This window comes from Mesorhizobium sp. B2-4-6, assembly GCF_006442775.1.
Lineage (GTDB): Bacteria > Pseudomonadota > Alphaproteobacteria > Rhizobiales > Rhizobiaceae > Mesorhizobium.
On the sequence record NZ_VFVI01000001.1, the window covers coordinates 507,126 to 531,949 of the forward strand.

Annotated in this window: 26 protein-coding genes and 1 tRNA gene; 16 read left to right on the forward strand and 11 right to left on the reverse strand. The window is 64.0% G+C overall.

What is annotated here, in order from left to right:
* Nucleotides 1–68 precede the first annotated feature (68 nt).
* Nucleotides 69–1,733: a Na/Pi cotransporter family protein gene (locus FJ957_RS02535; protein ID WP_140828126.1), complete on the reverse strand. Its 1,665-nt coding sequence runs from the start codon at nucleotides 1,731–1,733 to the stop codon at nucleotides 69–71.
* Nucleotides 1,734–2,096: 363 nt separating this feature from the next.
* On the opposite strand from FJ957_RS02535, the gene FJ957_RS02540 reads away from it, so the two are divergent.
* The 6 genes from FJ957_RS02540 (at nucleotide 2,097) to FJ957_RS02565 (ending at nucleotide 8,726) form a co-directional block, all read left to right on the forward strand.
* Nucleotides 2,097–2,459 carry an RcnB family protein gene (locus FJ957_RS02540; protein ID WP_140703764.1) on the forward strand — a complete coding sequence of 121 codons (363 nt, stop codon included), beginning with the start codon at nucleotides 2,097–2,099 and terminating at the stop codon, nucleotides 2,457–2,459.
* 136 nt (nucleotides 2,460–2,595) lie between these two features.
* Nucleotides 2,596–4,539 (forward strand): DNA primase, encoded by a 1,944-nt coding sequence (gene dnaG / locus FJ957_RS02545; RefSeq protein ID WP_140828128.1) that lies wholly within the window; start codon nucleotides 2,596–2,598, stop codon nucleotides 4,537–4,539.
* Between the two features lie 429 nt (nucleotides 4,540–4,968).
* Nucleotides 4,969–6,996, forward strand: a complete 2,028-nt coding sequence (gene rpoD / locus FJ957_RS02550) for an RNA polymerase sigma factor RpoD (RefSeq protein ID WP_140640674.1) — start codon at nucleotides 4,969–4,971, stop codon at nucleotides 6,994–6,996.
* Nucleotides 6,997–7,202: 206 nt separating this feature from the next.
* Complete coding sequence (locus FJ957_RS02555) at nucleotides 7,203–7,496, forward strand: GYD domain-containing protein (RefSeq protein WP_140640672.1); 294 nt, start codon at nucleotides 7,203–7,205, stop codon at nucleotides 7,494–7,496.
* 60 nt (nucleotides 7,497–7,556) lie between these two features.
* Nucleotides 7,557–7,937 carry a DCC1-like thiol-disulfide oxidoreductase family protein gene (locus FJ957_RS02560; protein ID WP_181180474.1) on the forward strand — a complete coding sequence of 127 codons (381 nt, stop codon included), beginning with the start codon at nucleotides 7,557–7,559 and terminating at the stop codon, nucleotides 7,935–7,937.
* A gap of 135 nt (nucleotides 7,938–8,072) precedes the next feature.
* Nucleotides 8,073–8,726, forward strand: a complete 654-nt coding sequence (locus FJ957_RS02565) for a PadR family transcriptional regulator (RefSeq protein WP_140828129.1) — start codon at nucleotides 8,073–8,075, stop codon at nucleotides 8,724–8,726.
* Nucleotides 8,727–8,807: 81 nt separating this feature from the next.
* On the opposite strand, the gene FJ957_RS02570 is transcribed toward FJ957_RS02565, so the two are convergent.
* Together FJ957_RS02570 and FJ957_RS02575 are read right to left on the reverse strand one after the other, a co-directional pair.
* Nucleotides 8,808–9,068: a YiaA/YiaB family inner membrane protein gene (locus FJ957_RS02570; protein ID WP_140640668.1), complete on the reverse strand. Its 261-nt coding sequence runs from the start codon at nucleotides 9,066–9,068 to the stop codon at nucleotides 8,808–8,810.
* A gap of 42 nt (nucleotides 9,069–9,110) precedes the next feature.
* Nucleotides 9,111–9,788, reverse strand: a complete 678-nt coding sequence (locus tag FJ957_RS02575; protein WP_140828131.1) for a PspA/IM30 family protein — start codon at nucleotides 9,786–9,788, stop codon at nucleotides 9,111–9,113.
* Between the two features lie 174 nt (nucleotides 9,789–9,962).
* Between FJ957_RS02575 and FJ957_RS02580 the strand changes: the two genes are divergently transcribed.
* Nucleotides 9,963–10,604: a TetR/AcrR family transcriptional regulator gene (locus FJ957_RS02580; RefSeq protein WP_140828133.1), complete on the forward strand. Its 642-nt coding sequence runs from the start codon at nucleotides 9,963–9,965 to the stop codon at nucleotides 10,602–10,604.
* 68 nt (nucleotides 10,605–10,672) lie between these two features.
* Nucleotides 10,673–10,966 carry an HlyU family transcriptional regulator gene (locus tag FJ957_RS02585; protein ID WP_140640662.1) on the forward strand — a complete coding sequence of 98 codons (294 nt, stop codon included), beginning with the start codon at nucleotides 10,673–10,675 and terminating at the stop codon, nucleotides 10,964–10,966.
* 14 nt (nucleotides 10,967–10,980) lie between these two features.
* Here FJ957_RS02585 and FJ957_RS02590 read toward each other — a convergent pair whose 3' ends face one another.
* From FJ957_RS02590 to FJ957_RS02600, 3 genes are read right to left on the reverse strand one after another with little or no spacing between them, the layout of a single operon-like run.
* Nucleotides 10,981–11,913: a 3-keto-5-aminohexanoate cleavage protein gene (locus FJ957_RS02590; RefSeq protein ID WP_040989481.1), complete on the reverse strand. Its 933-nt coding sequence runs from the start codon at nucleotides 11,911–11,913 to the stop codon at nucleotides 10,981–10,983.
* Between the two features lie 34 nt (nucleotides 11,914–11,947).
* Nucleotides 11,948–12,361 carry a hypothetical protein gene (locus FJ957_RS32125; RefSeq protein ID WP_246674190.1) on the reverse strand — a complete coding sequence of 138 codons (414 nt, stop codon included), beginning with the start codon at nucleotides 12,359–12,361 and terminating at the stop codon, nucleotides 11,948–11,950.
* Between the two features lie 15 nt (nucleotides 12,362–12,376).
* Nucleotides 12,377–13,015, reverse strand: coding sequence for an FMN-dependent NADH-azoreductase (locus FJ957_RS02600; protein WP_140828134.1), 639 nt, complete (start codon nucleotides 13,013–13,015; stop codon nucleotides 12,377–12,379).
* 115 nt (nucleotides 13,016–13,130) lie between these two features.
* Here FJ957_RS02600 and FJ957_RS02605 point away from each other — a divergent pair, with 115 nt between their 5' ends.
* Nucleotides 13,131–14,078: a LysR family transcriptional regulator gene (locus FJ957_RS02605; RefSeq protein ID WP_140828136.1), complete on the forward strand. Its 948-nt coding sequence runs from the start codon at nucleotides 13,131–13,133 to the stop codon at nucleotides 14,076–14,078.
* Here FJ957_RS02605 and FJ957_RS02610 read toward each other — a convergent pair.
* The gene (locus tag FJ957_RS02610; RefSeq protein ID WP_140828137.1) at nucleotides 14,020–14,646 is read right to left on the reverse strand and encodes a TetR/AcrR family transcriptional regulator; all 627 of its coding nucleotides are present in this window, start codon (nucleotides 14,644–14,646) and stop codon (nucleotides 14,020–14,022) included. The two genes, FJ957_RS02605 and FJ957_RS02610, sit on opposite strands and share 59 nt — an antisense overlap.
* A gap of 66 nt (nucleotides 14,647–14,712) precedes the next feature.
* Here FJ957_RS02610 and FJ957_RS02615 point away from each other — a divergent pair, with 66 nt between their 5' ends.
* Complete coding sequence (locus FJ957_RS02615; protein ID WP_140828139.1) at nucleotides 14,713–15,138, forward strand: VOC family protein; 426 nt, start codon at nucleotides 14,713–14,715, stop codon at nucleotides 15,136–15,138.
* Between the two features lie 16 nt (nucleotides 15,139–15,154).
* On the opposite strand, the gene FJ957_RS02620 is transcribed toward FJ957_RS02615, so the two are convergent.
* Nucleotides 15,155–16,102, reverse strand: a complete 948-nt coding sequence (locus FJ957_RS02620) for a trypsin-like peptidase domain-containing protein (RefSeq protein ID WP_140828141.1) — start codon at nucleotides 16,100–16,102, stop codon at nucleotides 15,155–15,157.
* 160 nt (nucleotides 16,103–16,262) lie between these two features.
* Here FJ957_RS02620 and FJ957_RS02625 point away from each other — a divergent pair, with 160 nt between their 5' ends.
* From FJ957_RS02625 to FJ957_RS02635, 3 genes are all read left to right on the forward strand, one after another.
* A complete protein-coding gene (locus tag FJ957_RS02625) occupies nucleotides 16,263–17,138 on the forward strand; it encodes a S1C family serine protease (protein ID WP_140828142.1) in 876 nt (291 codons plus the stop codon).
* Nucleotides 17,139–17,146: 8 nt separating this feature from the next.
* Complete coding sequence (locus tag FJ957_RS02630; protein WP_140828144.1) at nucleotides 17,147–17,794, forward strand: helix-turn-helix transcriptional regulator; 648 nt, start codon at nucleotides 17,147–17,149, stop codon at nucleotides 17,792–17,794.
* 261 nt (nucleotides 17,795–18,055) lie between these two features.
* On the forward strand, nucleotides 18,056–18,922 hold the full coding sequence (locus FJ957_RS02635; protein ID WP_140828147.1) for an NAD(P)-dependent oxidoreductase: 867 nt from the start codon (nucleotides 18,056–18,058) through the stop codon (nucleotides 18,920–18,922).
* A gap of 13 nt (nucleotides 18,923–18,935) precedes the next feature.
* Here the strand turns inward: FJ957_RS02635 and FJ957_RS02640 are convergent, their stop codons facing one another.
* Nucleotides 18,936–19,454 carry a TIGR00645 family protein gene (locus FJ957_RS02640; protein WP_140828150.1) on the reverse strand — a complete coding sequence of 173 codons (519 nt, stop codon included), beginning with the start codon at nucleotides 19,452–19,454 and terminating at the stop codon, nucleotides 18,936–18,938.
* Nucleotides 19,455–19,756: 302 nt separating this feature from the next.
* Complete coding sequence (locus FJ957_RS02645) at nucleotides 19,757–22,015, reverse strand: OmpA family protein (RefSeq protein ID WP_348642534.1); 2,259 nt, start codon at nucleotides 22,013–22,015, stop codon at nucleotides 19,757–19,759.
* A gap of 243 nt (nucleotides 22,016–22,258) precedes the next feature.
* On the opposite strand from FJ957_RS02645, the gene FJ957_RS02650 reads away from it, so the two are divergent.
* Entirely contained in the window at nucleotides 22,259–22,705 is a 447-nt protein-coding gene (locus FJ957_RS02650) for a YcgN family cysteine cluster protein (RefSeq protein WP_140828157.1), read from the forward strand.
* Nucleotides 22,706–23,042: 337 nt separating this feature from the next.
* A complete protein-coding gene (locus tag FJ957_RS02655) occupies nucleotides 23,043–23,402 on the forward strand; it encodes a hypothetical protein (RefSeq protein ID WP_140828161.1) in 360 nt (119 codons plus the stop codon).
* A 232-nt stretch (nucleotides 23,403–23,634) separates the two neighbouring features.
* Here FJ957_RS02655 and FJ957_RS02660 read toward each other — a convergent pair whose 3' ends face one another.
* Nucleotides 23,635–24,345, reverse strand: coding sequence for an SIMPL domain-containing protein (locus tag FJ957_RS02660; RefSeq protein WP_140828163.1), 711 nt, complete (start codon nucleotides 24,343–24,345; stop codon nucleotides 23,635–23,637).
* Nucleotides 24,346–24,567: 222 nt separating this feature from the next.
* Here FJ957_RS02660 and FJ957_RS02665 point away from each other — a divergent pair.
* A tRNA-Ile gene (locus FJ957_RS02665) sits at nucleotides 24,568–24,643 on the forward strand.
* The last annotated feature ends 181 nt before the right edge of the window (nucleotides 24,644–24,824 follow it).

Genomic DNA, 24,824 nt, shown 5'->3' on the forward strand with positions numbered 1-24,824 from the left:
TCGGCCAACCGCCTTTTGTTTGCGCAATTCCGGACGGAAAACCGCTTAACACTTTTCCTGGAATTGCTCTAGCTCGCCTTCAGCCGCGAGCCGCCAAGCAGGCCGCGCTCCTCGAGCACCGGATAGGCGATCGAGGCAAGCAGCGAGTTGATCTGCTTCAGGTCGCGGATGGTGTCGAGGTGGATCGAACTCGTCTCGACGCTTTTGGCGGTGCCTTGGCGCAGGCGCACGAAATGGCTGGCGCTGGTTTCCTTCTCGCGCTCGCGCAACTGGTCCTTCTCGAGCACAAGCCGACATGCGGTTTCGGAATCGCGCGAGACCAGGACGTTGAAAGCCAGCCGCGCGTTGGCAAGCACCGAGGAGTGGAAGGCGCAAAGCTCCTGCCAGCCTTCCGGCGTGAATTCCAGGCCGCGCTCCAGCTTCTTCCTGACATGCACCAGCATGTTGCGCACGATGATGTCGCCGACCTGCTCCAGCTTGACGCAGGCGCCGATCAGCTCCTGGCACCGCAATGCCTCGTCCTCGGTCAGCGGATTCCTGGTGATCTTGGCGAGATACAGCTTGATCGCGGCGTGCTTCCTGTCGACGCGGTCGTCGAGCGCGGCAAGCGCCTTGATCTTGGCGGGGTCGGCATCCTCGTAGAGCTCGATGATGCGCTTCAGCATGATCTCGACCGTCTCGCAGACCCGCACCACCTCACGCGTCGCATTGGCGAGCGCCTGGCTCGGCGTATCGAGGGCGCTCTCGTTCAGTGCCGACAGCTCGACGACCTCGAGCGCGGCGGCCGGCGGGGGCTTGCTGCCCAGCGCCACGATCTTTTCGGAAGCGCGGTAGACGAGGCCGGCCAGCGGCAGTCCGGCCAGCAGGATCAGCACGTTGAACAAAATGTGGGCATTGACGATCTGATCCGGTACGGTCTTGCCGAGGAAGGCGACATCCGGCTTGAAGGTCATGATCAGGACCAGCATGATCAGCGAGCCGAGGCCGCGCATCAAAAGGTTGCCTATCGGCACGATGCGCACCTCGGGCGGCGCCGACCGCGTCAGCATCGGCGCGATCAGCGACGAGCCAAGGTTGACGCCAAGCACCAGCACCACGCCGAGCTCCGGCGTGATCAGCCCGCGACCCGCCAGCGTCGCCATCAAAAGGACCGCGGCGATGCTCGACTGGAACAGCCAGGTGACCAGCGCGGCCAGGAGATAGGTGGTGATGGCATCGCCCGAGAAATAATTGATGATCAACGGCATCAACTGGCTGTTGCGCAGCGGTTCCGACGCCTGACCGATCATCTCCAGCGACAGGATCAGCAGGCCGACGCCGATCAGGATACGGCCCAGCTGCCGCCAATCGCGCCGCTCGGTGGCCATGAACATGACCGTGCCCGCGATCAGGCAGAGCGGCACCAAAAGCGTCAGGTCGAAGGTGAGCAGCTTGACCACCAGCGCCGAACCGATCTCGGCGCCGCGCACTGCCAATTGCCCGGCGGCGCCCGAAACGATGCCGGCGCCGGCGAAGGAGCCGACCAGCAGCGTCACCGCGGTCGAGCTCTGCAGCGCGATCGCAAGCCCACAGCCGGCCAGCACCGCCATGACCGGATTGCGCATGGTGGCGCGCAGCCGGTGGCGCAGCACGTCGCCATAAACGCGCTCGACGCCTGTCTTCACCATGCGGGTGGCGAACAGCATCAGCGCCACCGCCCCGGCAAGGTGCAGGAGGACGACGGAGCCGCTCACAGCCGACCTCGGGGGGTGGCTGCGGCAATGCGTGGAGGAGGACGAATCTCAATCATTTCAATGCGTGGAAATATACCAATTAAGATTAGCCGAATAATAGATTTTTCTGATGCGATGATAGTCTCGGCTCGATGGCGCATGTCGGAAATGAATGGCGGAAACATTGGTTGCATGTGCCTGGCGGCTGCGCCTTCGCTCGGAATGAAGCGATGCCGGGACGGCACGACCGGCGCGATCCAAAGCCTTGTTGAAGCAGGCTCTGCAAGCATCGGAAACCATTACAGAATTGTAATTTTCATGTTCAGTTTCGGTTCATCCATTGGCGGCTATCCCTCTGCCTATCGACAACAAGGAGTACTGACCATGAAGCGTCTCATACTTTCCGCCGTCACCGCCTCGATGCTGGCCGCCTCGGCCTTCTCCGGCCAGGCAGCACCGCTCGCCCAGCCGAGCGCGCCGCAGTCGAACTACACGCAGGTCGACTGGCAGAAGCCCGGCAGGCATGTCGACAAGCGCGTCATCGTCAAGAAGAAGGTGGTAAAGCGCAGCCATTGGCGCAACGGCCAGAGATATTCCAACTGGAAGCGTCACCAGGCGGTCCGCGACTGGAACCGCCATGGCCTGCGCCGCCCCGGCCCTGGCCAGGAGTGGATCCGCGTCGGCAACGACTATGTGCTGGTCAGCATCCTTTCCGGCATCATCTTCGGCGCGATCGCCGCGCAGTAATCCACGGCAATCCCGAAATTCAGAAGGCGGCTTCTCGGCCGCCTTCTTTTCGTCTGTGAAAAGCGGGTACGATGGGCCAGACGGAGTCGCCGTGCCCGGGCGGCTTGATTATATGGAGGGCAAACGAGTTTCCCCGATGCGCTTTCCGCCCGCCTTCCTCGACGAGATACGCGACCGCGTGCCGATTTCGCAGGTCATCGGCACGCGCGTCGCGTGGGACAGGAAGAAGACCAACGCGTCGCGCGGCGACTACTGGGCCTGTTGCCCGTTCCACGGCGAGAAAAGCCCGTCCTTCCATTGCGAGGACAAGAAGGGCCGCTACCACTGCTTCGGCTGCTCGGTTTCGGGTGACCACTTCAAGTTCCTCACCGAGCTCGACGGCATGAGCTTTCCCGAAGCGGTCGAGAAGATCGCCGAGATGGCCGGCGTGCCGATGCCTGTGCGCGATGAACGGGAAGAGCGGCGCGAGAAGGAACGCGCCAGCCTGACCGACGTCATGGAGATGGCGACCACCTTTTTCCAGGACAGGCTGCAGGGAGCGGAAGGCGCCAAGGCGCGCGCCTATCTGCGCGACCGCGGCCTGACGCCGGCGACGCAGCAATCCTTCCGGCTGGGCTATGCGCCCGACAGCCGCAATGCGCTCAAGGAACATCTTGCTGCCAAGGGCGTGCCGAAGGCCGACATCGAGGCTTGCGGCCTGGTGCGGCATGGCGACGACATCCCGGTCTCCTATGACTGGTTCCGGGACCGCATCATGTTTCCGATCCCGGATTCGCGCGGCAAGATCATTGCCTTCGGCGGGCGGGCGCTGGCGCCCGATGCTCTGGCCAAATATATGAACTCGCCGGAGACCGAGCTCTTCCACAAGGGCAACGTGCTCTACAATTTCGCCCGCGCCCGCAAAGCTCTCGCCAAAGGCGGCACGGTGATCGCGGTCGAAGGCTATATGGACGTGATCGCGCTGGCGCAGGCCGGCTTCGAGAACGCCGTGGCGCCGCTCGGCACGGCGCTCACCGAGAACCAGCTCGAACTTCTGTGGCGCATGGCCGGCGAGCCTGTGCTTTGCTTCGACGGCGACCAGGCCGGGCTGAAAGCGGCCTGGCGCGCCGCCGACCTAGCGCTGCCGGCCGTCCAGCCCGGGCGCTCGGCGCGCTTTGCGCTGCTGCCGGAAGGCAAGGATCCGGACGACTTGGTCAAGGCCGACGGGCCGGACGCATTTCGCGCGGTGCTTGCCGATGCGCGACCACTGGTCGACCTGTTGTGGATGCGCGAGACCGCGGGCGGCGTCTTCGACACGCCGGAGCGTCGGGCGGAACTGGGAAAGAGGCTGCGTGAGCTCGCAAGTCGCATACGCGACGAAAGCACACGCTATCACTACCAACAGGAAATGCGCGAGCGGGAGCTGAGCTTCTTCGGCTCGCAGCGCGGCCCGCGGCAGGGCCGTCAGGATAGCGGCCGACCAAGCGAACGCGGCCAGGGCAAGGCCCCGGCGCCCGGCGGACAGTTCGCCAAGGGCGGAGGCGGGCGCATCGCGATCAGCGAAAGCCTCGGCAAGTCGGCGCTGGTCAAGCGGGGCGAGGGGATGTCGGTGCGCGAGGCAACGATCATCGTGGCCCTGGTCAACCATCCGGCGCTGATCGACGAGAATTTCGCGCATGTCGAATTCCTCGACCTTGCCAATTCGGATTTGCTGAAGCTCCATGCCGCCATCCTCGACGCGATGGCGCATGACGCGGCCGACGAGCGCGGCGCGGTCATCGCCACCATCGAGCGCGCCGGGTGCGGCGGCATCTGGGAGCGGGCGGTGGAACTGATCAAGCGCGCGCGGCAGTGGCCGGCGCTGGAGACCGCAGCGCTCGACGATGCCCGCGACGCCTTCAACCAGGCGATGCACTTGCAGCGCAGCGCCCGCACATTACATAGAGAGCTGAAACAGGCGCAGGCGGCGCTCGATGCAGACCCTTCGGACGAAAACTTCCGGCATCTGGTCGAGATTCAAGCGCAATTCAACGATGTGCAGGCAACGGAAGCGCTGATCGAAGGGTTCGGCGTTTTATCGGGCAGGGTTGGCCGCGTTTAGGGCCGAACACCTCCATTGGACGTGAAGTGGAAATGCGCAGCGCGTCGAATCGACGCCTCTAAGTCGGGTAATTGATTCGCTTTTTTCATGCGAATCATGCCAGAGGCGCTTGACCTTCTGGCAGATTGGCGGAATCAGGTCGATTCGAAACGTTGACCCATGCCCCGGCGTCGGCGGGAAATTCGAGCGATGTGAGGGCACTGGTGACAACTGGACAGGCAGAGTGCCCGCTCCAGATATCAGGGTTAATCTGGACTTAATGCATGTCGCCCAAAAGTGGAAACCGGTTTGGGACAGCGACATGCACAAAACAAAAGAGATGACGCGGTTGCTGGGCCGATGAAAAGCGTTCTGGCGCGAGCGCGTCCAGCATAACCGGTACGGCAGTTTACGCGGCCTGGATATTCGGCCGCTTGGAGACGACAAAGAATGGCGACAAAGGAAAAGGAAGAGGTCGAGACCGAACGCGAAGGCGCCACCGATGGCCCCCTGCTCGACCTTTCCGACGATGCTGTCAAGAAGATGATCAAGGCCGCGAAGAAACGCGGCTATGTCACGCTCGACGAGCTCAACGCGGTGCTGCCCTCGGAAGAGACGGATCCGGACCGCATCGAAGATATCAATGCGATGCTCAGCGACATGGGCATCAACGTCGTCGAGGACGACGAGGTGGGCGAGGAGACCGAAGCCGAGCCGGCCGCCGACGCCGAGGAAGACGCCAACGAGCTCGCCGAGCAGACCGGCACCGCGGTTGCCGCCACGACCACCAAGAAAGAGCCGACCGATCGCACCGACGACCCGGTGCGCATGTATCTGCGCGAGATGGGCTCGGTCGAGCTGCTGTCGCGCGAGGGCGAAATCGCGATCGCCAAGCGCATCGAGGCCGGCCGCGAAACGATGATCGCGGGTCTGTGCGAAAGCCCGCTGACCTTCCAGGCCATCATCATCTGGCGCGACGAGCTCAACGAATCGAAGATCCTGCTGCGCGAGATCATCGACCTCGAGGCGACCTATGCCGGCCCCGAGGCCAAGCAGGCGCCCGTCGTCGAACGCGTCGAGGAAGCGCCCAAGCCCGAAGAGAAGCCGCGCGGTCGCGCGGCGGCGCGCGAGGAAGAAGACGACATCACCAATGTCGGCGGCGACACGCGTGGGCTGGAGGAAGAGGAAGACGACGAGGACGAGGCGAGCCTGTCGCTGGCCGCGATGGAAGCGGAACTGCGTCCGCAGGTGATGGAGACACTCGACGTCATCGCCGACACCTACAAGAAGCTGCGCAAGTTGCAGGACCAGCAGGTCGAGAACCGCCTGGCCGCGGCCGGCACGCTGTCGCCCAGCCAGGACCGCCGCCTGAAGGAGCTGAAAGACCAGCTGATCAAGGCGGTGAAGTCGCTGTCGCTCAACGCCGCGCGTATCGAGGCGCTGGTCGAGCAGCTCTATGACATCAACAAGCGCCTGGTGCAGAACGAGGGCAAGCTTTTGCGCCTCGCCGAAAGCTATGGCGTGCGCCGTGAGGAATTCCTCAGGGAGTATCAGGGCTCGGAGCTCGATCCCAACTGGACCCGTTCGATCGCCAACCTGACCTCGCGCGGCTGGAAGGAGTTCACCAAGAACGAGAAGGATGCGATCAAGGAGCTGCGCGCCGAGATCCAGAACCTCGCCACCGAAACGGCGATCTCGATCCTGGAATTCCGCAAGATCGTGAACCAGGTGCAGAAGGGCGAGCGCGAGGCGGCGATCGCCAAGAAGGAAATGGTCGAGGCGAACCTTCGCCTGGTCATCTCCATCGCCAAGAAATACACCAACCGCGGCCTGCAGTTCCTCGACCTGATCCAGGAAGGCAATATCGGCCTGATGAAGGCGGTCGACAAGTTCGAGTACCGCCGCGGCTACAAGTTCTCGACCTACGCCACCTGGTGGATCCGGCAGGCCATCACCCGCTCGATCGCCGACCAGGCGCGCACCATCCGCATTCCGGTGCACATGATCGAGACGATCAACAAGATCGTGCGCACCTCGCGCCAGATGCTGCACGAGATCGGCCGCGAGCCGACGCCGGAGGAACTGGCCGAGAAGCTCGCCATGCCGCTGGAAAAAGTGCGCAAGGTGCTGAAGATCGCCAAGGAGCCGATCTCGCTCGAAACGCCTGTCGGCGACGAGGAGGATTCGCATCTCGGCGACTTCATCGAGGACAAGATGGCGATCCTGCCGATCGACGCGGCGATCCAGGCCAATCTGCGCGAGACGACGACGCGCGTGCTTGCCTCGCTGACGCCGCGCGAGGAGCGCGTGCTGCGCATGCGTTTCGGCATCGGCATGAACACCGATCATACGCTGGAAGAAGTCGGCCAGCAGTTCTCGGTCACCCGCGAGCGCATCCGCCAGATCGAGGCGAAGGCGCTGCGCAAGCTCAAGCATCCGAGCCGGAGCCGTAAGCTGAGAAGCTTCCTCGACAGCTGAGCGGACGCAAACATACCAAGATCCAAAGGGCGCCTCCGGCGCCCTTTTTGCGTTTCGGGCTGCCTCTCATGCCGCCTTGCCGGCTTTACCCGACAGGAGGATAATTCCGAGGTCGGATGCATTTGTGGGCGACAAGCCGGATGCCCGCCCGGCGTCGGCCATCAACGGCCAGACGCCCGCACCGTGGCGCCGGAGGGAGGTGTGCCATGACAACCTACATCGTGCTTATCAACTGGACCGAGCTGGGCGCCAAGAATGTGCGGGAGTCGCCGAAGCGGCTCGATGCCGCCAAGAAGCTGCTGGGAGAAATGGGCGGATCGTTCAAGTCGTTCTATCTGACCATGGGCGAATGCGACATGGTCGCCATCGTCGAAGCCCCGGACGATGCGGTGCTCGCCCGCTTCGCGCTGCTGTTGTCGTCGGGCGGCAATGTCAAAACGCGGACGATGAAGGCGTTCCCGGAATTCGCCTACCGCGAGATCATCAGCTCGCTCGGGTAAGGCGACTTAAGGATCGGCGCGGCTGTTGCGAAGCCGCGCCGCATTCCCGATAGTCGCGCAATGCCCAAGCCGTTGCTCACCGTCTGGTACAACACGCGCTGCCCGGTATGCGACGCCGGCATCAACCACCAGAAGCGGCGGCTCATCGAAGCGGTCAAGGCGGGCAGCGTCGAATTCCGCGACATCAATTTCGAACCTGAAGCGCTCTCCGCATTCGGCGCCTCGCTGGAGGATGTCCGCCGGCGCCTGCACGCGACCGACACCAGCGGGCGGCTGCTGGCCGGCGCCGACGTGGCGATCGCGGTCTGGCGGATCACGCCGGGCGGGGGATGGCTGGCGAGCTTGTTCGGTAACCCCATCGCGCTGCCGTTGACGCGCTTTGCCTATGACCGTTTCGCGGACGTGCTCTACGCCTGGAACCGGCGCAACGGCCATTGGTAGCGCTCTCGGCCCAGCCATACGAAGACGCACAGCGGTCTTGGCGCCGCGTAAGATACATCTTAAGATATATCTTGACTCCGTAAGCGATGAGCCTATCTTACGATGTATCGTAAGATATAACTCAAGGAGCAATTCATGCACAGACACAACCACTTCGGCGAGCGCATGTTCATGCATATGGCCGGCAAATTCGGCGGCCGCGGCGGCGGCTTTGGCCCGTTCAGCCATGGCGGCAGGGGCGGCGGACGGGGCGGCCCGGGCGACATGTTCCGCGCCGGGCGCATGCTGGCCGACGGCGATCTCAAGCTGATCACGCTGTCGCTTTTGGCCGACGCGCCGCGCCACGGCTACGACATCATCAAGGCCCTGGAAGAGCGCACCAGCGGCGTCTACAGCCCGAGCCCGGGCGTGGTCTATCCGACGCTGACCTTCCTGGAGGAGGCGGGCTACGCGGTGTCCTCGAGCGAAGGCAACAAGAAGGTGTTTTCGATCACCGAAGCCGGCAAGGCGCATCTCGAGGAGAATCGCGAGATGATCGACAGCGTGCTCGACCATCTTGAGCGTTTCGGCCGCAAGATGGCCGCGGCGCGCGAATGGTTCGGCTGGGGCGACGACAAGGACGAGGGGCGCCGCGGCCGCTCGGAAACGCGTGACCGGTTCCGCGCGCTGCGCCACCGGCTGCGCGCCGCGCTCGGCGACATCGCCGACGCGCCGGAAGACAAGCAGGCCGAGGCGATCAGCATCCTGGAAGACGCCGCCGAGGCGATCGAGGCGCTGTCGCGCCGCTAAGGCATCCTCACATAGAACCCGAAAAGCCCGGATCGCTCCGGGCTTTTCTATGTTCAGTTAAGCGATCAGCAGGAGCAGAAATCAATCCTTGCCGACATATTCGCTGATCAGCTTCTCGTTGCGCGCCTTCTCGATCTTGGCCGTGGTCTCGGCCGCGATTCGCTCGTCGGTGCGGTACTTGACCAGGTTCACCAGGCTGCCGGTGAGCAAGAGGACGCCCATCGCCCAGTAGCCTTTGGTCGACAGGTCGACCGGCGCCAGCCACAGCGACAGGGCCAGCATGAAGTAGGCGGCGCCCACCGACAAAGTGTTGAACAGGATGTAGGTCCGATTGCCGTTCATCGTGGTGTTCCTTTGGTTTGATCCGTTTTGGAAATTTCGGGCTCAGTTCAGCGATTTCAGGCGCGCCAGGACATGCTCAGCACGCACCTTGGTGGCCGGTCCGTGGCCTGCTTCGGCGAGGCGTTCACGGATCGCCTCGTGGCGCAGCTCGCCGTCGATCTCGTCGAGGATGCCGGCCTCCTCGAACGGGTCGCTGCTTTCCTTGATGCGAGCGAGCAATTCCTCCGCTTCGTTGATGCTTGCCGTGCGGCCGATCGAACGGTTGAGACGGGACTGCGCCTTGCGTTCTGCATCGATCGCACGGGCGGAAATCATGCCCTGGTTGAGATCGATGATACGGCGATGCGCCTGTTCTACGGACAGGCGCATCCGCAAGGTCTTCTCGCCCAGGCTCTTGACCGTGGCGCGGCGGACCTCGCGCTCGTTCTCGAGTTCGGCGATTGCGGAAGCGCCGCCTTCGGCAAGCGCCTGGTTGTTGGCCGAAAGCGCGCTGAGCGTGCGGGTCTCCAGATCGGCGATGCGGCGGTCGAGCTGGTCGAGGCTGGTCTGCTCGGCTCGCTGGCGTACGATCAGCGAGGCGAGCGTCTGCTTGGCGGCGGCAAGGCCCGCCTCCGCGTCGCGGATGCGCTGGGCCAGTAGGTCGATCGCAAAACGATCTTTCAGATTGTCCTCGGCCCGTGCGCTGGCGCCGTCCAGCAATGTCTTGATCAGGCTAAGCATGGTCTTCTCCCTGTTTTCGTGAACGGTGTTCACAAACTCAACATAACAGGAAATGAACATTGTTCAAGAACTATTTTGAACGCTGTTCATGAGCTGCCGGACATGGTAAACGCAAGCAAATAGAATGAATTCCGGGCTAGGCTTGCGACTTCGGACATAAGGACAGGAAAGAGCATGGCGCTGGACAAGGAAGAGATGGGCGAGAAGGTGCTCGCCATCGCCGAGGCGTTGCTCAACGAGGGCGGCGCCGAGAACCTGAAAGCGCGCACCATCGCCGAGCAGGCCGGCATTTCCGTCGGATCCGTCTATAACCTCTTTGCCGATCTTGACGAGGTGCACCGCGCCGTCAACATGCGGCTGCTCGACCGGTTGGGCGCGACAGGCTTGGCGGCCATGGCCGATCTCGAAAGGCAAGGGGTGACCGACGTCCAGCATCGCATCCTGGCGATGGCGGCTGCCTATGTGCGCTTCGTCGAGGCGCATCCCGGCAGTTGGCCGGCGGTGCTTGCCTTCAACCGCCGCCGCGCGACGCGGCCTGGCCCGGACGCCTATGACGCGCTGCTCGACGCACTCTTCGACATCGTCGCCGGCGTGCTCAAGGCAGGCGATTTCGGCCTCGACGACAAGCGCCGCGCGCTTGCGGCGCGGACCTTGTGGTCAAGCGTGCATGGCATTGTGACCAGTGGCTATGTTGCAAATTCGAACAGCAAGCAGGCCGACGAGATCTGGCATCAGATCGAGCTTCTGGTCGGCGTTTTCGTCAAGGGGCTGGAACACGGCGGCGCATTCGCGCATGCTGAGACGAAGCCTGCGTGAACAGGGGCCGGCGCGAACAGGGGATGCCGTGATTCCTCTTGCGTGGGCGTGAACGGGAGTTTTGAAAAATGTCTTTTCTGAAAAAGCTTTTTGGCGGCGGCGGTAGCGAGGCAACGGAGACCGGCACCGCCAAGCCGGCCAAGCAGGTCGAACACAAGGGATTCCTGATCAGCGCGACGCCCTACAAGGCCGAGGGCCAGTACCAGACCTGCGGCGTCGTCTCGAAGGAAGTGGACGGCGTGATGAAGGAGCACCGCTTCATCCGCGCCGATCGTTTCGCCGGGCTGGACGACGCCGTCGACATCTCGATCAAGAAGGGCATCCAACTCGTCGACGAGCAGGGCGAGCGGATGTTCGGCTAGGCGGCGCCTCCTTTTCAGAACGCGACCTTGTCGCCGCCCTTGAGCTGCAGGATCTGGCGCGCCTCGTCGGGCGTGGCGATCGAGGCGCCGAGGCCTTCGATGATCTGGCGCACCTTGGTGACCTGCTCGGCGCTGGAACGGGCGAGCTTGCCCTTGCCGATCCACAGCGAGTCCTCCAGGCCGACCCGCACATTGCCGCCCAGCGCGATCGCCTGCGTGGCGATCGGCAATTGATGGCGGCCGGCGCCCAGCACCGACCAGTGATAGTCGTTGCCGAACAGGCGGTCGGCCGTGCGTTTCATATGGGCGACGTCCTCCGGATGCGTGCCGATGCCGCCGAGGATGCCGAACACGCTCTGGACGAAGAACGGCGCCTTCACCAGGCCGCGCTCGACGAAATGCGCCAGCGTGTAGAGATGGCCGATGTCGTAGCACTCGATCTCGAAGCGCGTGCCGTTATCGGCGCAGGTGCGCAATATGTGCTCGATGTCGCCAAAGGTGTTGCGGAAGATGCGGTCGCGCGAGGATTCCAGATAAGGCCGCTCCCAGTCATGCTCGAAGGTCTTGAAGCGCTCCAGCATCGGGAACAGCGCGAAATTCATCGAGCCCATGTTGAGCGACGCGACCTCGGGCGCGAACACCTTCGCCGGCCGGACGCGCTCCTCCACGCTCATCGTTGCGGCACCCCCGGTGGTGATGTTGACCACGCAGTTGGAGCGCTGTTTGATGACTTGCAGGAAAGGCGCGAAGGCCTCGGTCGACTGGTCGGGGCGCCCGTCGACCGGATTGCGGGCGTGAAGATGGACGATCGCGGCGCCCGCTTCGGCGGCCTCGATGGCGGCGGTGGCGATCTCTTCGGCCGTCACCGGCAGATGCGGCGACATCGATGGCGTATGGATCGAGCCCGTTACCGCGCAGGTGATGATGATCTTGTTCTGGTTCGCCACTTCGTATGCCTCGATCTCTCGTTATTGACAGCGCCTATTTCACCGCCCGTTGCGTGATGCCGGAAATGAACTGCTTCGACAGCACGATACAGAGCAGCGTAATCGGCAGCGCCGCCAGTGTCAGCCCGGCGAACAGCACCCCCAGTCGGTGGTGAATTCGCCGACGAACACGGTCAGCCCTTGCGGCAGTGTCTTCAAATTGTCGGAGGTGATCAGCACCAGCGGAAAGAAAAAGTCGTTCCAGCTGTTTGCGCCGGGCCGGGCGGATCGCTGTCGGCACGCAGGAGGATATAGGGTCGCGCTCGGCGCGATGAGGCCGATCCTGAGCGAGGATCGCCAGCCGGCCGTGGTGATGCCGCCGTCGTAGCGCGGCTATTGCCAAGGCGAAGGCGATTGCCAAGGCGAAAATGCAAAAAGAGGCAGGCGCTGGCGGCGTCTGCCTCTTCATTTCAGGTATCGGCGATCAGGCCGCGACGGCGAGGTGATCGGCATTGGCGGCAGCGATCGCATCGACCTTGGCGGTGGCCTTGGCCAACGCGGTGGTGACCGCATCGGCACCCATGCCGACGCCCTCGACGCGGATGACTTCGACATCGGTCATGCCGAGGAAGCCGAGCACGCTGCGCAGGTAAGGCACGGCATGGTCCATCTGCACCGCGGCGCCTTCAGAATAGATGCCGCCGGAAGCCAGCACGATATAGACCTTCTTGCCGCTGACGAGACCTTTCGGGCCGCCCTCGCCATAGGCAAAGCTCTTGCCCGAGCGGGCGACGTGGTCGACCCAGGACTTCAACGTCGAGGAGATGCTGAAGTTGATGAAGCCGGTGGCGAGGATCACCGTGTCGGCGGCGAAGAGCTCGTCGAGCACGGCGTCGGAAACGCCGACGACTTCGGCCTGGCGAGGCGTACGGGCTTCGGCCGGCGTGTAGATGCCGGTGGCGTAGTCAGGGTCGATATGCGGCAGCGGATTAGCGACCAGATCGCGTACGACAAGCGTGTTGGACGGATCGGCGGCAAGCAGCTTCTGGGCAAGATCAGTGGCGACGCGCGTCGAGTGCGAAGCGGCGCCGCGCGGGCTGGAGGTAACGAGAAGAATAGACATGGCGTGTCCCCTTGGGGTTGGATTGAAACTTTCCACGCCAATATGGGATTGCTGCTTCATCAGGATAACTGGTATAATATGCATACAATCCATCAACAAAATGGATGGCCTGGCCATGCAACCGAATCCGACCCTGGATCAGCTCCAAATCCTGGTGGCGGTGGCCGATACCGGCAGCTTCTCGGCGGCGGGGCGCAAGCTCAATCGGGCGCAGTCGGTGGTAAGCTACGGCATCGCCAATCTCGAAGCGCAGCTCGGCTTGAAACTGTTCGAGCGCGAAGGCGTGCGCGAGCCGCAACTGACCGATGTCGGCAAGGCTATGCTGGAGGATGCGCGGCGCATGATCGGCGTCCTGCAGCGCATCCGCTCGCGCGCCGACGGCTACCGGCAAGGGCTGGAGGCGGAAGTGGCAATATCGGTCGACGTGGCGCTGCCTTCACCCGCGCTGGTGCGCGTGCTCAAAGCCTTCGAAGCTCAGTTCCCGGCGGTGATGCTGCGGCTTTATATCGGCTCGCTCGGCCTGATCGTCGACCAGGTCGTCAACGGCCAGTCGGATCTCGGCTTCGGCGGCCTGCAAGGCGATGCCGAGGTCAATCTGCTGCGCATCGGCTTCACCTCGATGGTGCCGGCGGCGGCGCCCGACCATCCGTTGGCCAAACTGCCGAAGCCGGTGGCTGTCGAGGATCTGCGCGAACATATCCAGCTCGTCGTCACCGACCAGTCGGAGCGGACTCGCGGGCGCGACTATGGCGTGTTTGCCTATCGGACGTGGCGGCTGACGGATGTGCGCACCAAGCATGCCTTGATGCGCGAAGGCCTTGGCTGGGGTGGCCTGCCGCGCTGGCTGATCGCCGACGACCTTGCCAGCGGCCGGTTGGTCGAACTCGATCTCGAGCCCTATCGCGAGGTGCGCTCGCCGCTCTATGCCATGCACCGCGCCGACCGCAGCCCCAAGCCGGCGGCGTCCTGGCTGATCGACGAGTTCAAGCGGCAGCTCGGCTGCTTCAATGAGATGGAGCCAGGCGTGTGGACGGAGGAAGGGCCGGAGACAAGCCGTCCATGAGCGCGATCAGCACCGCGCGGTAATCCGCGCCGGACGCGCCCGCCTCGATGGCCAAAGCGGCCCGATCGAAGGCGGCCGCCAGCAGGGCGGTCAGCGCCTCAACCGGCAATCTGGTCATCGCTTGCGCGCGCATCGCAGCCGCCAAACCTTCGCGCAGCGAGCGGTTGCCGTGGCGGTTGTCGATCTCGTCCATGGCCGCGCGCCCGAGCACGGCCGGCCCGTCGAGCAGCAGAAGCCGCGTGCGGCCGGGCGCGCGCATCGCCTTGAGATAGGCATCCGATCCGGCGATCAGTGCGTCCCGCGCGGATAGCGAGGGCGGGGAGGCACGGTCGATCTCGGCCGCCACGGACGCTGCCTCCTGCTCGACGACCGCCGCGAACAGCGCCTGCTTGTCGGCGAAGTGATGGTAGAGCGCGCCGCGCGTCACGCCGGCCTCAGTGACGATCTCCGGCGTGCCGGTCTCGGCATAGGATTTTTCCGTGAACAGTTTTCGCGCCGCGCGGATCAGATCGGCGCGCGTCCCTTCGGTGCGATCGCGGTTGGAGCGACGTCCGGACTCTTGTTGCATACATGCAGCCTGTATGTTATTTGAACTTACATACAGACTGTATGTTGAATGAGAAGAGAAGGAAAGATGAAGACGACCAGCTATTATCCGGTGCTGATGACGGGCGATGTCGAAGGCACCGCGGCCTTTTACGTCGAGCATTTCCGTTTCACCCCGCTCTTCGAGAGCGACTGGTATGTGCATCTGCAGTCGGTCGAGGACAGGCGCGTCAACCTCGGCATCGTCCATGGCGACCATGAGACGATCCCGCAAGAGGGACGGGGACGCACGTCCGGCCTGCTGATCAATTTCGAGGTCCGGGATCCCGACGCCGTCTATGAGCGCGTCGTCGCCGCAGGCCTGCCGATCCTGCGCAGCCTGCGCGACGAGCCCTTCGGCCAGCGCCATTTCATCACCAGGGACCCCAACGGCGTGCTGATCGACGTGATCAAGCCGATCCCGCCAAGCGAGGAGTTCCTGGCGCAATACGCCGAGGGCGCAGCCGGGGGCTGAACCGGAATCCTGGGCCTCAGTTCGTCCGCGCCACCGGCATCACCGTCACCTGGCTGACGCCGGTGCGGCGCACGACGGTGCAGAGCGTCTCGCGGCCGATGCGCTCGGCGTCGAGCATGCGCACGAGGTCGTCGACGCCGGTGACCGGCCGGCCGTCTATTGCCGCGATGATGTCGCCCTCCTTCAGGCCGGCATTGGCCGCCGGGCCGTTCTTCTCGACGCCGCGCAGGCGCACCGCCGTGTTCGTGGTCACTTGCGACAGCAGTGCCGCCCGGCGCGGCAGGTTGGTCGTGTCGGCGGAAACGCCGATGAAGGCGCGGCGCACACGGCCGAAGCGGATGATTTCCGAGATGACGAAATTGGCCGTGTTGGAGGCGACCGCGAACGCGATGCCCTGCGCGCCGTGGATCATGGCGGTGTTGACGCCGATCACCTCGCCCGCCGACGACACCAGCGGTCCGCCCGAATTGCCGGGATTGAGCGCGGCATCGGTCTGGATGACGTCGTCGATCAGCCGCCCGGTCGAGGCGCGCATCGAGCGGCCGAGCGCCGAGACGACGCCGGCGGTGACTGTCCATTCGAAACCGAGCGGATTGCCGATGGCGATGGCGATCTGGCCGCGGCGCAGGCGTTTGGAATCACCGAGCGGCGCGACGTCGGCGAAACTGCCGTCGGCGCGCACCAGCGCGATGTCGGTGTCGGGATCGCGGCCGAGCACATGGCCTTCGCGCGCGGCGCCGTCCGGCATGGTGACGCGCACGGCGCGCGCGTCGCCGACGACATGGAAGTTGGTGACGACCAGTCCGTCCTGCGCGATGACGAAGCCCGAACCGTGGCCGCCGGCGCCGATGCGCTCGATGCGGCACACGGCCGGACCGATGCGGTCGACGGCATCGGCGATGGATACCGAGTAAGCGTCGAGCAAAGTGTCATCGGATGGAAGTTTTTCGGCTGCGAAAGCCATGGGCGTGTTCCCTCGTACAATGATGCCTATATGTGCGGAGCGGCCGCAATTGCCGCGACCTGACCAGATGGCCAGTCGGGCCGGTGACTAGCCGTCAGGCGAGTACCCGCGGCTGTGCTACCGAGCGATATCTGGGTCACCGAACCCAGGAGACAGTCTTATGAGCGACTTCAATCTCAGTGCCTTTTCCGATGCGATCGCCGACGTCGCGGCCAGCGCCGCCCCCGTACTGGCGAGTTTCGTCACGCACCATCAGCGCACCGCCAGCGCCTTCCACTGGCGCGACGGTTTCTTCGTCACCGCCGAGGAAGCGGTCGAAGCCGGCGAGGAGATCGAATTGACGCTGGCTTCCGGCGAGGCCGTCAAGGCCGAGCTTGTCGGACGCGATCCTTCGACGGGCGTTGCCCTGTTGAAGCCCGCTTCCGGTGCTGCCGGTCTCCCGCAGTTGGCCCAGGCCTCTGCCGTGCGCCCAGGCAATCTGGCGATCGCCGCGGGCAGCAGCGTAGGAACCGCGCTTGCCGTGTTCGGCACGGTCGGAGAGGTCGGGCCGGCCTGGCGCTCGATGCGCGGCGGCACGATCGACCGGCGCATCAACCTCGCCATCAACACCGGCGGGCGCTTCGAGGGTGGGCCGGTGCTCGACGCCAAGGGCGGCGTGATCGGCATGCTCTTGTTCGGCCCGCGCCGGCGCGCGCTGGTGATGCCCTATGAGACGATCGAGCGCGCGGTCGCGACACTGCGCGAGAAGGGCCATGTCGCGCGCGGCTATCTCGGCGCGGGGTTGCATCCGATCCGCAATGGCGACACCAAAGGCGCCATGGTGATGAGCCTCGACGATAAAGGCCCGGCCAAGGCTGCCGGCCTGCATGTCGGCGATATCGTCATCGCCTGGAACGGCGAGGCCGTGCATGGACCGCGCGAGCTGATCCGCAAGCTCGGACCGGACAGCGCGGGCACCACCGTCACTCTAGGCGTTTCGAGCGGCGGCGCCGAGCGCGACGTCTCGATCACCATCGGCGAGAAACCGCTGAGCTGAGAGGATCGATGGCCAGCAGCGCGGTACAGACGATTACGAGACCGGAGCCGGCAACCCACCGGCTGACGGTGCTTGTCGCGCTTGCCGATGCCCAGCGCGCCGAGCAGCTTGCCGATGCGCTGGCCGCGAGCGACGATCTGGCGCCGGCATTGGCTGGAAGTGGCGTCGGGCAAGTGGCGGATGTCGCCGTCGCCGATGAGGCCGGCCTGGAAAGCCGGGTCGTCAGTTCGGCCACGCCCATCGTCCTGCTTTCGCGGCGAGCGGACAGCGAGCGGGCAGCGGACAATGTGCTGGCCGTGCTGCCTGTCTCCGCAGATGGCCTGCTGATCGCCGCCGCTGCGCGATTGGCGGCGTCAGGCTACCGCGTCGGCAAGGCGCCGCCGTCGGAGGTCGCGCATGGCGATTTCCACCATGACGAGCTTGCCGGGGAAGAGACGCCTGACGATAACCAGCCTCGCCCGGCTTTGTCGCCGCGCGAGGCTGAAGTGCTGGCGCTGCTGGCCGAAGGCGCGCCGAACAAGATCATCGCCCGGCGGCTCAACATTTCCGTCCACACGGCAAAGTTCCACGTCGCCGCCATCCTGATCAAACTCGGCGCCGCCAACCGGACAGACGCGATTGCCATCGCCATGCGGCAGGGGCTGGTGCTGGTCTAGGGGTCACTTGAGATTCAGGTGAGGCCAGCCTGCGAATGGCGGCTTCCTGCGCTTCCGGTGCTCACGTACCTCAAGTACGCTCCGCTCCGGTTCTCGGAACCCACTATTCTCGACTCGGCCTGACCTGAATCTCAGGTGACCCGCTCCGCGCCACTTTGGTTTCCTCCGCTACGTAGCGTAACCGCTTCGCCTCCTTTCGGCTCTTGCGCCGTGCCCATCAGCCGCGCAAGTTGCCTTCCGAATTGATGAGGGAGGCGAAGGATGTCGCTCAACGGAAAGACGCTGTTCATCTCGGGCGGATCGCGCGGCATCGGGCTGGCGATCGCGCTGCGCGCGGCGCGCGACGGCGCCAATGTGACGATCGCGGCCAAGACCGCCGAGCCGCATCCGAAGCTGCCGGGCACGATCTATAGCGCGGCGCAAGAAATCGAACAGGCCGGCGGCAAGGCGCTGCCGGTGCTGTGCGACATTCGCGACGAAGCGCAGGTCGGCGAGGCGGTGGCCAGGACCGTGGAGCGGTTCGGCGGCATCGACGTCTGCGTCAACAATGCCAGCGCCATCCAGCTTACCGGCACACTGGAGACCGACATGAAGCGCTACGATCTGATGCACCAGATCAATACGCGCGGCACCTTCCTGGTCTCCAAAATGTGCATTCCCCACCTTAAGTTGGCAGACAATCCTCACATCCTGAATCTGGCGCCGCCGCTCGACATGAAGGCCAAGTGGTTCAAGAACCACGTCGCCTACACGATGGCCAAGTTCGGCATGTCGATGTGCACGCTTGGCATGAGCGCGGAGTTCGCCGGAGCCGGCATCGCCGTCAATTCGCTGTGGCCGATCTCGACCATCGATACGGCCGCCGTGCGCAATCTGCTTGGCGGCGCGACGGTGGCGGCGATGAGCCGCTCGCCCGACATCATGGCCGATGCGGCGCATGCGATCTTCCTGCGCCCGTCGCGCGAGGCGACCGGCAATTTCTACATCGACGAAGAGGTTCTGCGCGCCGAAGGCGTCACGGACTTTTCGGTCTACGCGCCGGGCGCGGCCGATCAGCTCGCGGGCGACTTTTTTGTCCCCGACGAGGTGTTTGCGAACTCGCAGACGAAAGTCAGAAGGATCTACTGATGGAGCGTTCGCCTCAATCCATCTCGACCTTCTTGCCCTTGGCCAGCGCCATGACCCGGTCGATATAGGCCAGCATCAGCGCCGAAACGACGAAGGCGAGATGGATGATGGTCAGCCACATCAGCTGGTCGGTCGTGTAGGACACGGAATTCAGGAACACCTGCAAAAGGTGGATGGAGGAGATGGCGACGATGGTCGAGGCGACCTTGACCTTCAGCGAGCCGACATCGATCGTGCCCAGCCAATGGACCTCGCCGTCCTGCTCGTCGAAGCGGCTGACGAAGTTCTCGTAACCCGAGATGATCACCATCACCACCAACGAGGCGACAAGCGCGGCGTCGATCAAGCCCAACATCTTCAGGATCGTGTCGGTGTCGCCGAGCGTGAAGGCGCTCATCACGAACTCATAAAGCTTCTTGCCGAAAGAAAGCGCGTAGATCGCCAGCGCCACGCCGAGCCCCAGATAGAAGACCACCAGCAGCCAGCGCGAGGCCAGGATGACGGATTCGATGGCGAGCTCGAGACGCTTCATGAAGGCTTCCGGTCAAATTGCGATAGAGGGTATTTCGGCCAGATGAAGCCGGTTTTCAAGGCAAAAAACCCCGCCGGGGAGGGGACCCGGCGGGGCTCAGTGTGTCCCGCTGGAGTCGGGACAGGGCAGGGAACGCCCTGCACAGAATCTGGGTGTCGCAATGCGGCGATTCAATGAGCAGTCGCCAATCGGCAGGACAAATCTTCTTGAGCCGGCAAGGAAAAAGGGCCCGTCCGGACGGGACGGGCCTTCATCTTGCGCGCTGATTCCGAAAATCCGGACAGGATCTTGAAATCACACGCTCATTGCTGGTCGCTGTTGCTCGCCACCGGCGCCACAAGCGAGGTGATGCGGCGGATGGCGACACGCCGGTTCTCGCGGTTCGGTCCGGGCGTGTTCACCTTGAGATACTCCTCGCCATAACCCTGCGTGGTGAGGTTCTCGGCCGGGATGCCAAAGGCGTTGGTGAGCGCCTCGGCGACCGCCTCGGCGCGACGGTCCGACAGAGCGAGGTTTGCGTCCGGCGTGCCGACGGCGTCGGTGTGACCTTCGATCAGGAAGGTCTCGGCCGGGTTCTTCTGCAGCAGTTTTTCGATAGCGTTGGCGACGCCATCGAGCTTCTGCACCTCGGTGTCGGAAATGGTGGCCGAGCCGAAGTCGAAGTTCAGCGTGTCGAGATCGATACGCCGGGCGATGTCGCGCACGCGGGCCGACCGCTTGACCTCGTCGATCGAGTAGAGACGCTGCACCTTTTCCACCGGCGGCTGCTCGAGGAAGGTGTAGTAGTCGTCGTCGCTCTCGACATCCTCGGAATCGAGAATGTAGTCCCGCCGCGGGATGGTGAGCCGCATCGGCGGCAGGTCGTCGCCGGGATCGCGCCAGTCGCCGTCATCCTGGTACTGCCGCTCATCGACGTAGCTCAGCACATATTCACGGCCGTCCGGCATGACGCGCGATCGCTGGATGACATCGCCATAACGGTTGCGGATGGTGACGACGCGGACGCCATTGCCGCGTTCAACCGTCTCGCGGGTGCGCCCGCCCGACAGATCCTCGTAGTAGACATCCTTGGCGCCGCGGGTGATGCGGGGCGCCTCGTTGCTTTCCACGAATGTCTGGTTGTTGAATTGGAGGATGACGCGGTCGCCGAACTGCTTCACGACGTCCGTGCCCTTTGGCCGCCGGCGGTCGCGGGCAAAGTCTTCGGGCGTGCGGTCGATCCGCTTGCCCTTCTCCTCATCCACGGGGACGAGCTTCTCGGGCCTGATCGCCTGCTGCGCCGACTTGTCGTCGGTGGGCGGCGGGCCTTGATCGACGGGAGCCGGCTGCTGCGCCTGCTCGCCGCCCTGCCGCTGTCCGGCCTCATTGGTCTTCTGGCCATTGCCGACCTGGCCATTTTCGGTTTGAGCGCCACCGGTCTGGTCACCGCCGTTCTGGCCGTTATCGTTGCGACCCCGGCGCTTGCGCACGGCATCTTTCTGGCTGTCCAGGACAGGCGCCTCGTTCGGATTGGCGGTTTCGCCCTGCGCGGCGTTGCCGCCATTGGCAGGCTGGTTGTTGTTCGCCGGCTGTTCGCCGGTCACGGGTTGCTGCTCGCCGTTGGCGGGCTGGCGGCCAGTCTTTGTCTGCTCGCCGTTGGCGGGTTGCTCACCGGTAGCGGGCTGTTCACCGTTTGCCGGCTGTTCGGCAGCCGGTTTCTTGCCGAGCTTCTTCTTGTCCTGGGTCTGTTCGCCCTGGACCGGCTGCTCGCCGTTTTGCAGTGGCTCGGCCTGTGGCACGGGTTCGCCTGCTGGAGCGGTCTCGTTCTGCTGGTTCTGCCGGTGCTTCTTGCGCCCCTGGTTGCCGCCTTGCTGGTTGTCGTTGGCGGGAGCGGTCTGTTCGGTCGGCGCCATCTGTTCGCCGGCCTGACCGGCCGGCTCGCTCTGCTGCTGATCGTGCTTGCGCTTCTTGCGACCCTGGTTGCCTTGCTGCTGGTCACCGGCGGCAGGCGCGACCTGTTCCGCGGGCTGCTGGTCGGCCGGCGCTGCTTCGATCTGCTGCTGATTGCGCTTCTTCTTGCGTGGCTGCTGCTCGTCGGTCGCGGGCTGGCCGCCCTGGTCGGCGGGCGCCGCCTCGATCTGTTGCTGTTGATCGCGCTTCTTGCGCGGTTTGAATTGCTGCTCGTCGGTCGCGGGCTGGCCGCCCTGGTCGGCGGGCGCCGCCTCGATCTGCTGCTGTTGGTCGCGCTTCTTGCGCGGTTTGAATTGCTGCTCCGCCGGGGCAGCTTCCCCGGACTGGCCATTGTCCGTCTGCTGCTGCTGCTCGTGCCGCTTCTTGCGTGGCTGTTGCTCGGACTCGGCGGGTGCGGCTTGTTCAGCCGGCGCCGATTCGCTTTGCTGCTGCTGTTCGCGCTTCCTTTTCCGCGGCTGTTCCCCCTGCTGGCCTGCGCCGGCCTGGGCGCATTCCTCGGCCGACTGGCCTTCGGCGCAGGCGGCCTGCGCGAGAATGAGTGGCGCGCCGTGCAGGCTGCCAGAAGCGACACCCCCCTGCAGCGGGTACGCGCCCAACGGCGCGGATGCCATAAGCAGGCCGATTGCCGTGCCCGCCAGAATCCGTGGTTGGCGTTTCATATCAATTTTCTCCTAGTGGGGTCCCATCCCTGCCCAAACTTTCATCAACCGCAATTGGTTCCGTCAGGCATTGGCACCAGCCAAGGATGCCCAACCGGCCTTTTAAAGGCAATTTCGTGTTTTTCTAATGTTGATACCGCGTCAGCGTCACAGCAGCGCTTGACCGGAAGGCCGCGGAGGGCCAAATCCACCAAAATGACCGCGCCGTTCTGGAAAACCAAGACGCTTGAGGCGATGACCCCGGCCGAATGGGAATCGCTTTGCGACGGCTGCGGCAAATGCTGCCTGTCGAAGCTCGAAGACGAGGATACCGGCGAGATCTTCTGGACAAGCGTCGGCTGCAGGCTGTTCGACGAGCAGAACTGCCGTTGCTCCGACTATGCCAACCGCCTGGCGCGGGTGCCCGATTGCGTCGGGCTGACGCCGCAGAATGTGCGCACCATCACCTGGCTGCCAAAGACCTGCGCCTATCGGCTTATCGCCGAGGGCCATGATCTCTACTGGTGGCACAGGCTTGTTTCGGGAAGCGCCGCGACCGTGCACGATGCCGGGATTTCAATCCAGGGCCGTGTGAAGGCCAAGGAAACCGATCTGGCCGAGCCCGACGACTACTTCGATTATATATTGGATGACGAACCGTAACCGGGCCGCATCTGGATGACGACCGTAACCGGCTCGCATCTGGGTGACGACCCTGACGGTTCGCGTTTTGACGACGAACGACGAACCCTGCGGGTTCGCGTCTGGATGACGAACCGTAACCGGTCCGCAACGTATATTGATGACGAACGCTGAAGGGTCCGTGTTTATGGACGAACCGTGATGTGGTTCGCGTTTAAGCACTGCGAGCGACGACCCTTGGCGGGCTCGCGCTACATGAACCGGACATGAATGGCCGGTTCGCGGAAAGTTCAGACACAAAGAGGCATTTTCCAACCATCGGTTCTACGGGCGAAACCCACAACAAGGAGAGAAGACGATGTTCAACACGATCAAGACGGCAGCCCTTTCGGCCCTTGTCGGGCTTGGCACTTTGGCCGCCATTCCGGCGCATGCGGACAGCCTCTATCTCGGTTTCGGGGACAGGCACGATCCGCGTTTCGGCATCTATACGGGCGACGATGACGGCTATCGCCGCGACTGGCGCCGTGACCGCGACCGCGACCGGCGCGGCTGCTCGCCGGACCGCGCCCTCGACAAAGCCGAGCGCATGGGCGTGCATCGCGCGCGCATCGTCGACATGAGCCGCCGTACCGTGAAGGTGGCCGGCCGCCAGTATGGCGACCGTGTCGTGGTGGTGTTCGCCAACGAGCGCGGCTGCCCGATCATCTATCGCTGAGGCTGGAGCTGAAAGGACGATCCTCTGCGCCTCTGCGAGGATCGCCTGCAAGCATGATCCTCTGCGAGGATCAGCTGTCAGATCTTCTGCGAAGATCAATTCAGATATGATCTTCTGCGAAGATCAATCTTGAGTAGCGGAGCCCCTCAAATGAGGCGCGGCTCCAAAAAAGCCCCGGAGGATGATTCCTCCGGGCCTTTTTTTAACGGCATGCCGGCGACTGGGCCGGACGTCACTTCAGCTCGAAGGTGACCGCGACCTGGACATTGTAGGAATTCTCGCCCGCCTGCACCGGCACGGCCGAACGGGCCGCATCGAACGACTTGGCCGCCATCGGCATCGGCACCGGCGCGACATTCTGGTCGGTGATCTCGAGCACCTTGCCCAGGCTGACGCCGGCTGCTTCGGCGAGCGTCTTTGCCTTGGCCATCGCGTCGGCGACGGCCTTCTTGCGCGCCTCGGTGATCGTCGCCTTCGGATCGTCATTGGTGAAGGTGATGCCGCCACCCTGGTTGACGCCGAGCGACACCGCTTTATCGAGAATCTCGCCCGTCTTGTCGACGTTGCGCACGCGCACCGACAGCGTGTTGGTCACCTGATAGGCGACGAGTTGGGCTTCCTGGCTGCCGTCGGCCTTGTTGGTGTAGTTGTAGCGCGGGTTGATCTGGATGCCGGCGGTCTGCAGGTCGCGGTCGGCAATGCCTGCGGATTTCATCGCCGTGATCACCGCCGCCATGGCGTCGTTGTTGGCATCGAGCGCTTCGCGCGCGCTCTTGGCCTCGCGCATGACGCTGAGCGAAAGGATCGCCATGTCAGGCGCCACCGTCGCTTCGCCTTCGCCGGACACGATGATGCGGGGCGGGGGCTGGGTGTCGGCGGCGCTTGCCAGCGCCGGGAACGCGACCGCGGCAGCGAGCGCGATGGGCAAAAGATGTCTGGTCATGAAAACTCCTCGAAGTCTGCGGTCCGCCGCCCGTGCCGCATCTCACTCGACCCCGCAAAGGCGCCGATTCCCTGCAGTGCGGTGCACGGGCCTGGACCTGTTCACACGCCTTATGAGCGCAAGCCGCTCTACGCAGCGAATATGGGCTGATTTTGACGGTTCCCGCCAGAGCCTTCGAAAGCCTTGTGCGGACCAACGAAAAACACTAAGCCAGCCCGCGTGGGGCCTGTAGCTCAATGGTTAGAGCCGGCGGCTCATAACCGCTTGGTTGGGGGTTCGAGTCCCTCCGGGCCCACCATTACCGTTATTTATCAATGCTTTATAGGGCGGTTCGCCACGAAGTTTCGCCAAAGTCGATTTCAGAAGCTGATCCAGCACTCGCCCACAGCATTTATCTTCTGCCGTATGACAGCTTTCCGCCGCACATCTGCCGTAACGATCAGCATTGCCGTTTCTTGAAGGCAGACATCACCAGTGAC

Coding starts and splice junctions, on each gene's coding strand:
- FJ957_RS32125 (WP_246674190.1), bottom strand. CDS start 12,361: ATGAAGAGGCAGACGCCGCCAGCGCCTGCCTCTTTTTGCATTTTCGCC.
- FJ957_RS02645 (WP_348642534.1), bottom strand. CDS start 22,015: ATGGCATCCGCGCCGTTGGGCGCGTACCCGCTGCAGGGGGGTGTCGCT.
- FJ957_RS02610 (WP_140828137.1), bottom strand. CDS start 14,646: ATGCAACAAGAGTCCGGACGTCGCTCCAACCGCGATCGCACCGAAGGG.
- FJ957_RS02630 (WP_140828144.1), top strand. CDS start 17,147: ATGGCCAGCAGCGCGGTACAGACGATTACGAGACCGGAGCCGGCAACC.
- FJ957_RS02560 (WP_181180474.1), top strand. CDS start 7,557: ATGCCCAAGCCGTTGCTCACCGTCTGGTACAACACGCGCTGCCCGGTA.
- FJ957_RS02660 (WP_140828163.1), bottom strand. CDS start 24,345: ATGACCAGACATCTTTTGCCCATCGCGCTCGCTGCCGCGGTCGCGTTC.
- dnaG (WP_140828128.1), top strand. CDS start 2,596: ATGCGCTTTCCGCCCGCCTTCCTCGACGAGATACGCGACCGCGTGCCG.
- FJ957_RS02655 (WP_140828161.1), top strand. CDS start 23,043: ATGTTCAACACGATCAAGACGGCAGCCCTTTCGGCCCTTGTCGGGCTT.
- FJ957_RS02565 (WP_140828129.1), top strand. CDS start 8,073: ATGCACAGACACAACCACTTCGGCGAGCGCATGTTCATGCATATGGCC.
- FJ957_RS02600 (WP_140828134.1), bottom strand. CDS start 13,015: ATGTCTATTCTTCTCGTTACCTCCAGCCCGCGCGGCGCCGCTTCGCAC.
- FJ957_RS02650 (WP_140828157.1), top strand. CDS start 22,259: ATGACCGCGCCGTTCTGGAAAACCAAGACGCTTGAGGCGATGACCCCG.
- FJ957_RS02575 (WP_140828131.1), bottom strand. CDS start 9,788: ATGCTTAGCCTGATCAAGACATTGCTGGACGGCGCCAGCGCACGGGCC.
- FJ957_RS02625 (WP_140828142.1), top strand. CDS start 16,263: ATGAGCGACTTCAATCTCAGTGCCTTTTCCGATGCGATCGCCGACGTC.
- FJ957_RS02555 (WP_140640672.1), top strand. CDS start 7,203: ATGACAACCTACATCGTGCTTATCAACTGGACCGAGCTGGGCGCCAAG.
- FJ957_RS02580 (WP_140828133.1), top strand. CDS start 9,963: ATGGCGCTGGACAAGGAAGAGATGGGCGAGAAGGTGCTCGCCATCGCC.
- FJ957_RS02620 (WP_140828141.1), bottom strand. CDS start 16,102: ATGGCTTTCGCAGCCGAAAAACTTCCATCCGATGACACTTTGCTCGAC.
- rpoD (WP_140640674.1), top strand. CDS start 4,969: ATGGCGACAAAGGAAAAGGAAGAGGTCGAGACCGAACGCGAAGGCGCC.
- FJ957_RS02635 (WP_140828147.1), top strand. CDS start 18,056: ATGTCGCTCAACGGAAAGACGCTGTTCATCTCGGGCGGATCGCGCGGC.
- FJ957_RS02615 (WP_140828139.1), top strand. CDS start 14,713: ATGAAGACGACCAGCTATTATCCGGTGCTGATGACGGGCGATGTCGAA.
- FJ957_RS02570 (WP_140640668.1), bottom strand. CDS start 9,068: ATGAACGGCAATCGGACCTACATCCTGTTCAACACTTTGTCGGTGGGC.
- FJ957_RS02605 (WP_140828136.1), top strand. CDS start 13,131: ATGCAACCGAATCCGACCCTGGATCAGCTCCAAATCCTGGTGGCGGTG.
- FJ957_RS02540 (WP_140703764.1), top strand. CDS start 2,097: ATGAAGCGTCTCATACTTTCCGCCGTCACCGCCTCGATGCTGGCCGCC.
- FJ957_RS02585 (WP_140640662.1), top strand. CDS start 10,673: ATGTCTTTTCTGAAAAAGCTTTTTGGCGGCGGCGGTAGCGAGGCAACG.
- FJ957_RS02640 (WP_140828150.1), bottom strand. CDS start 19,454: ATGAAGCGTCTCGAGCTCGCCATCGAATCCGTCATCCTGGCCTCGCGC.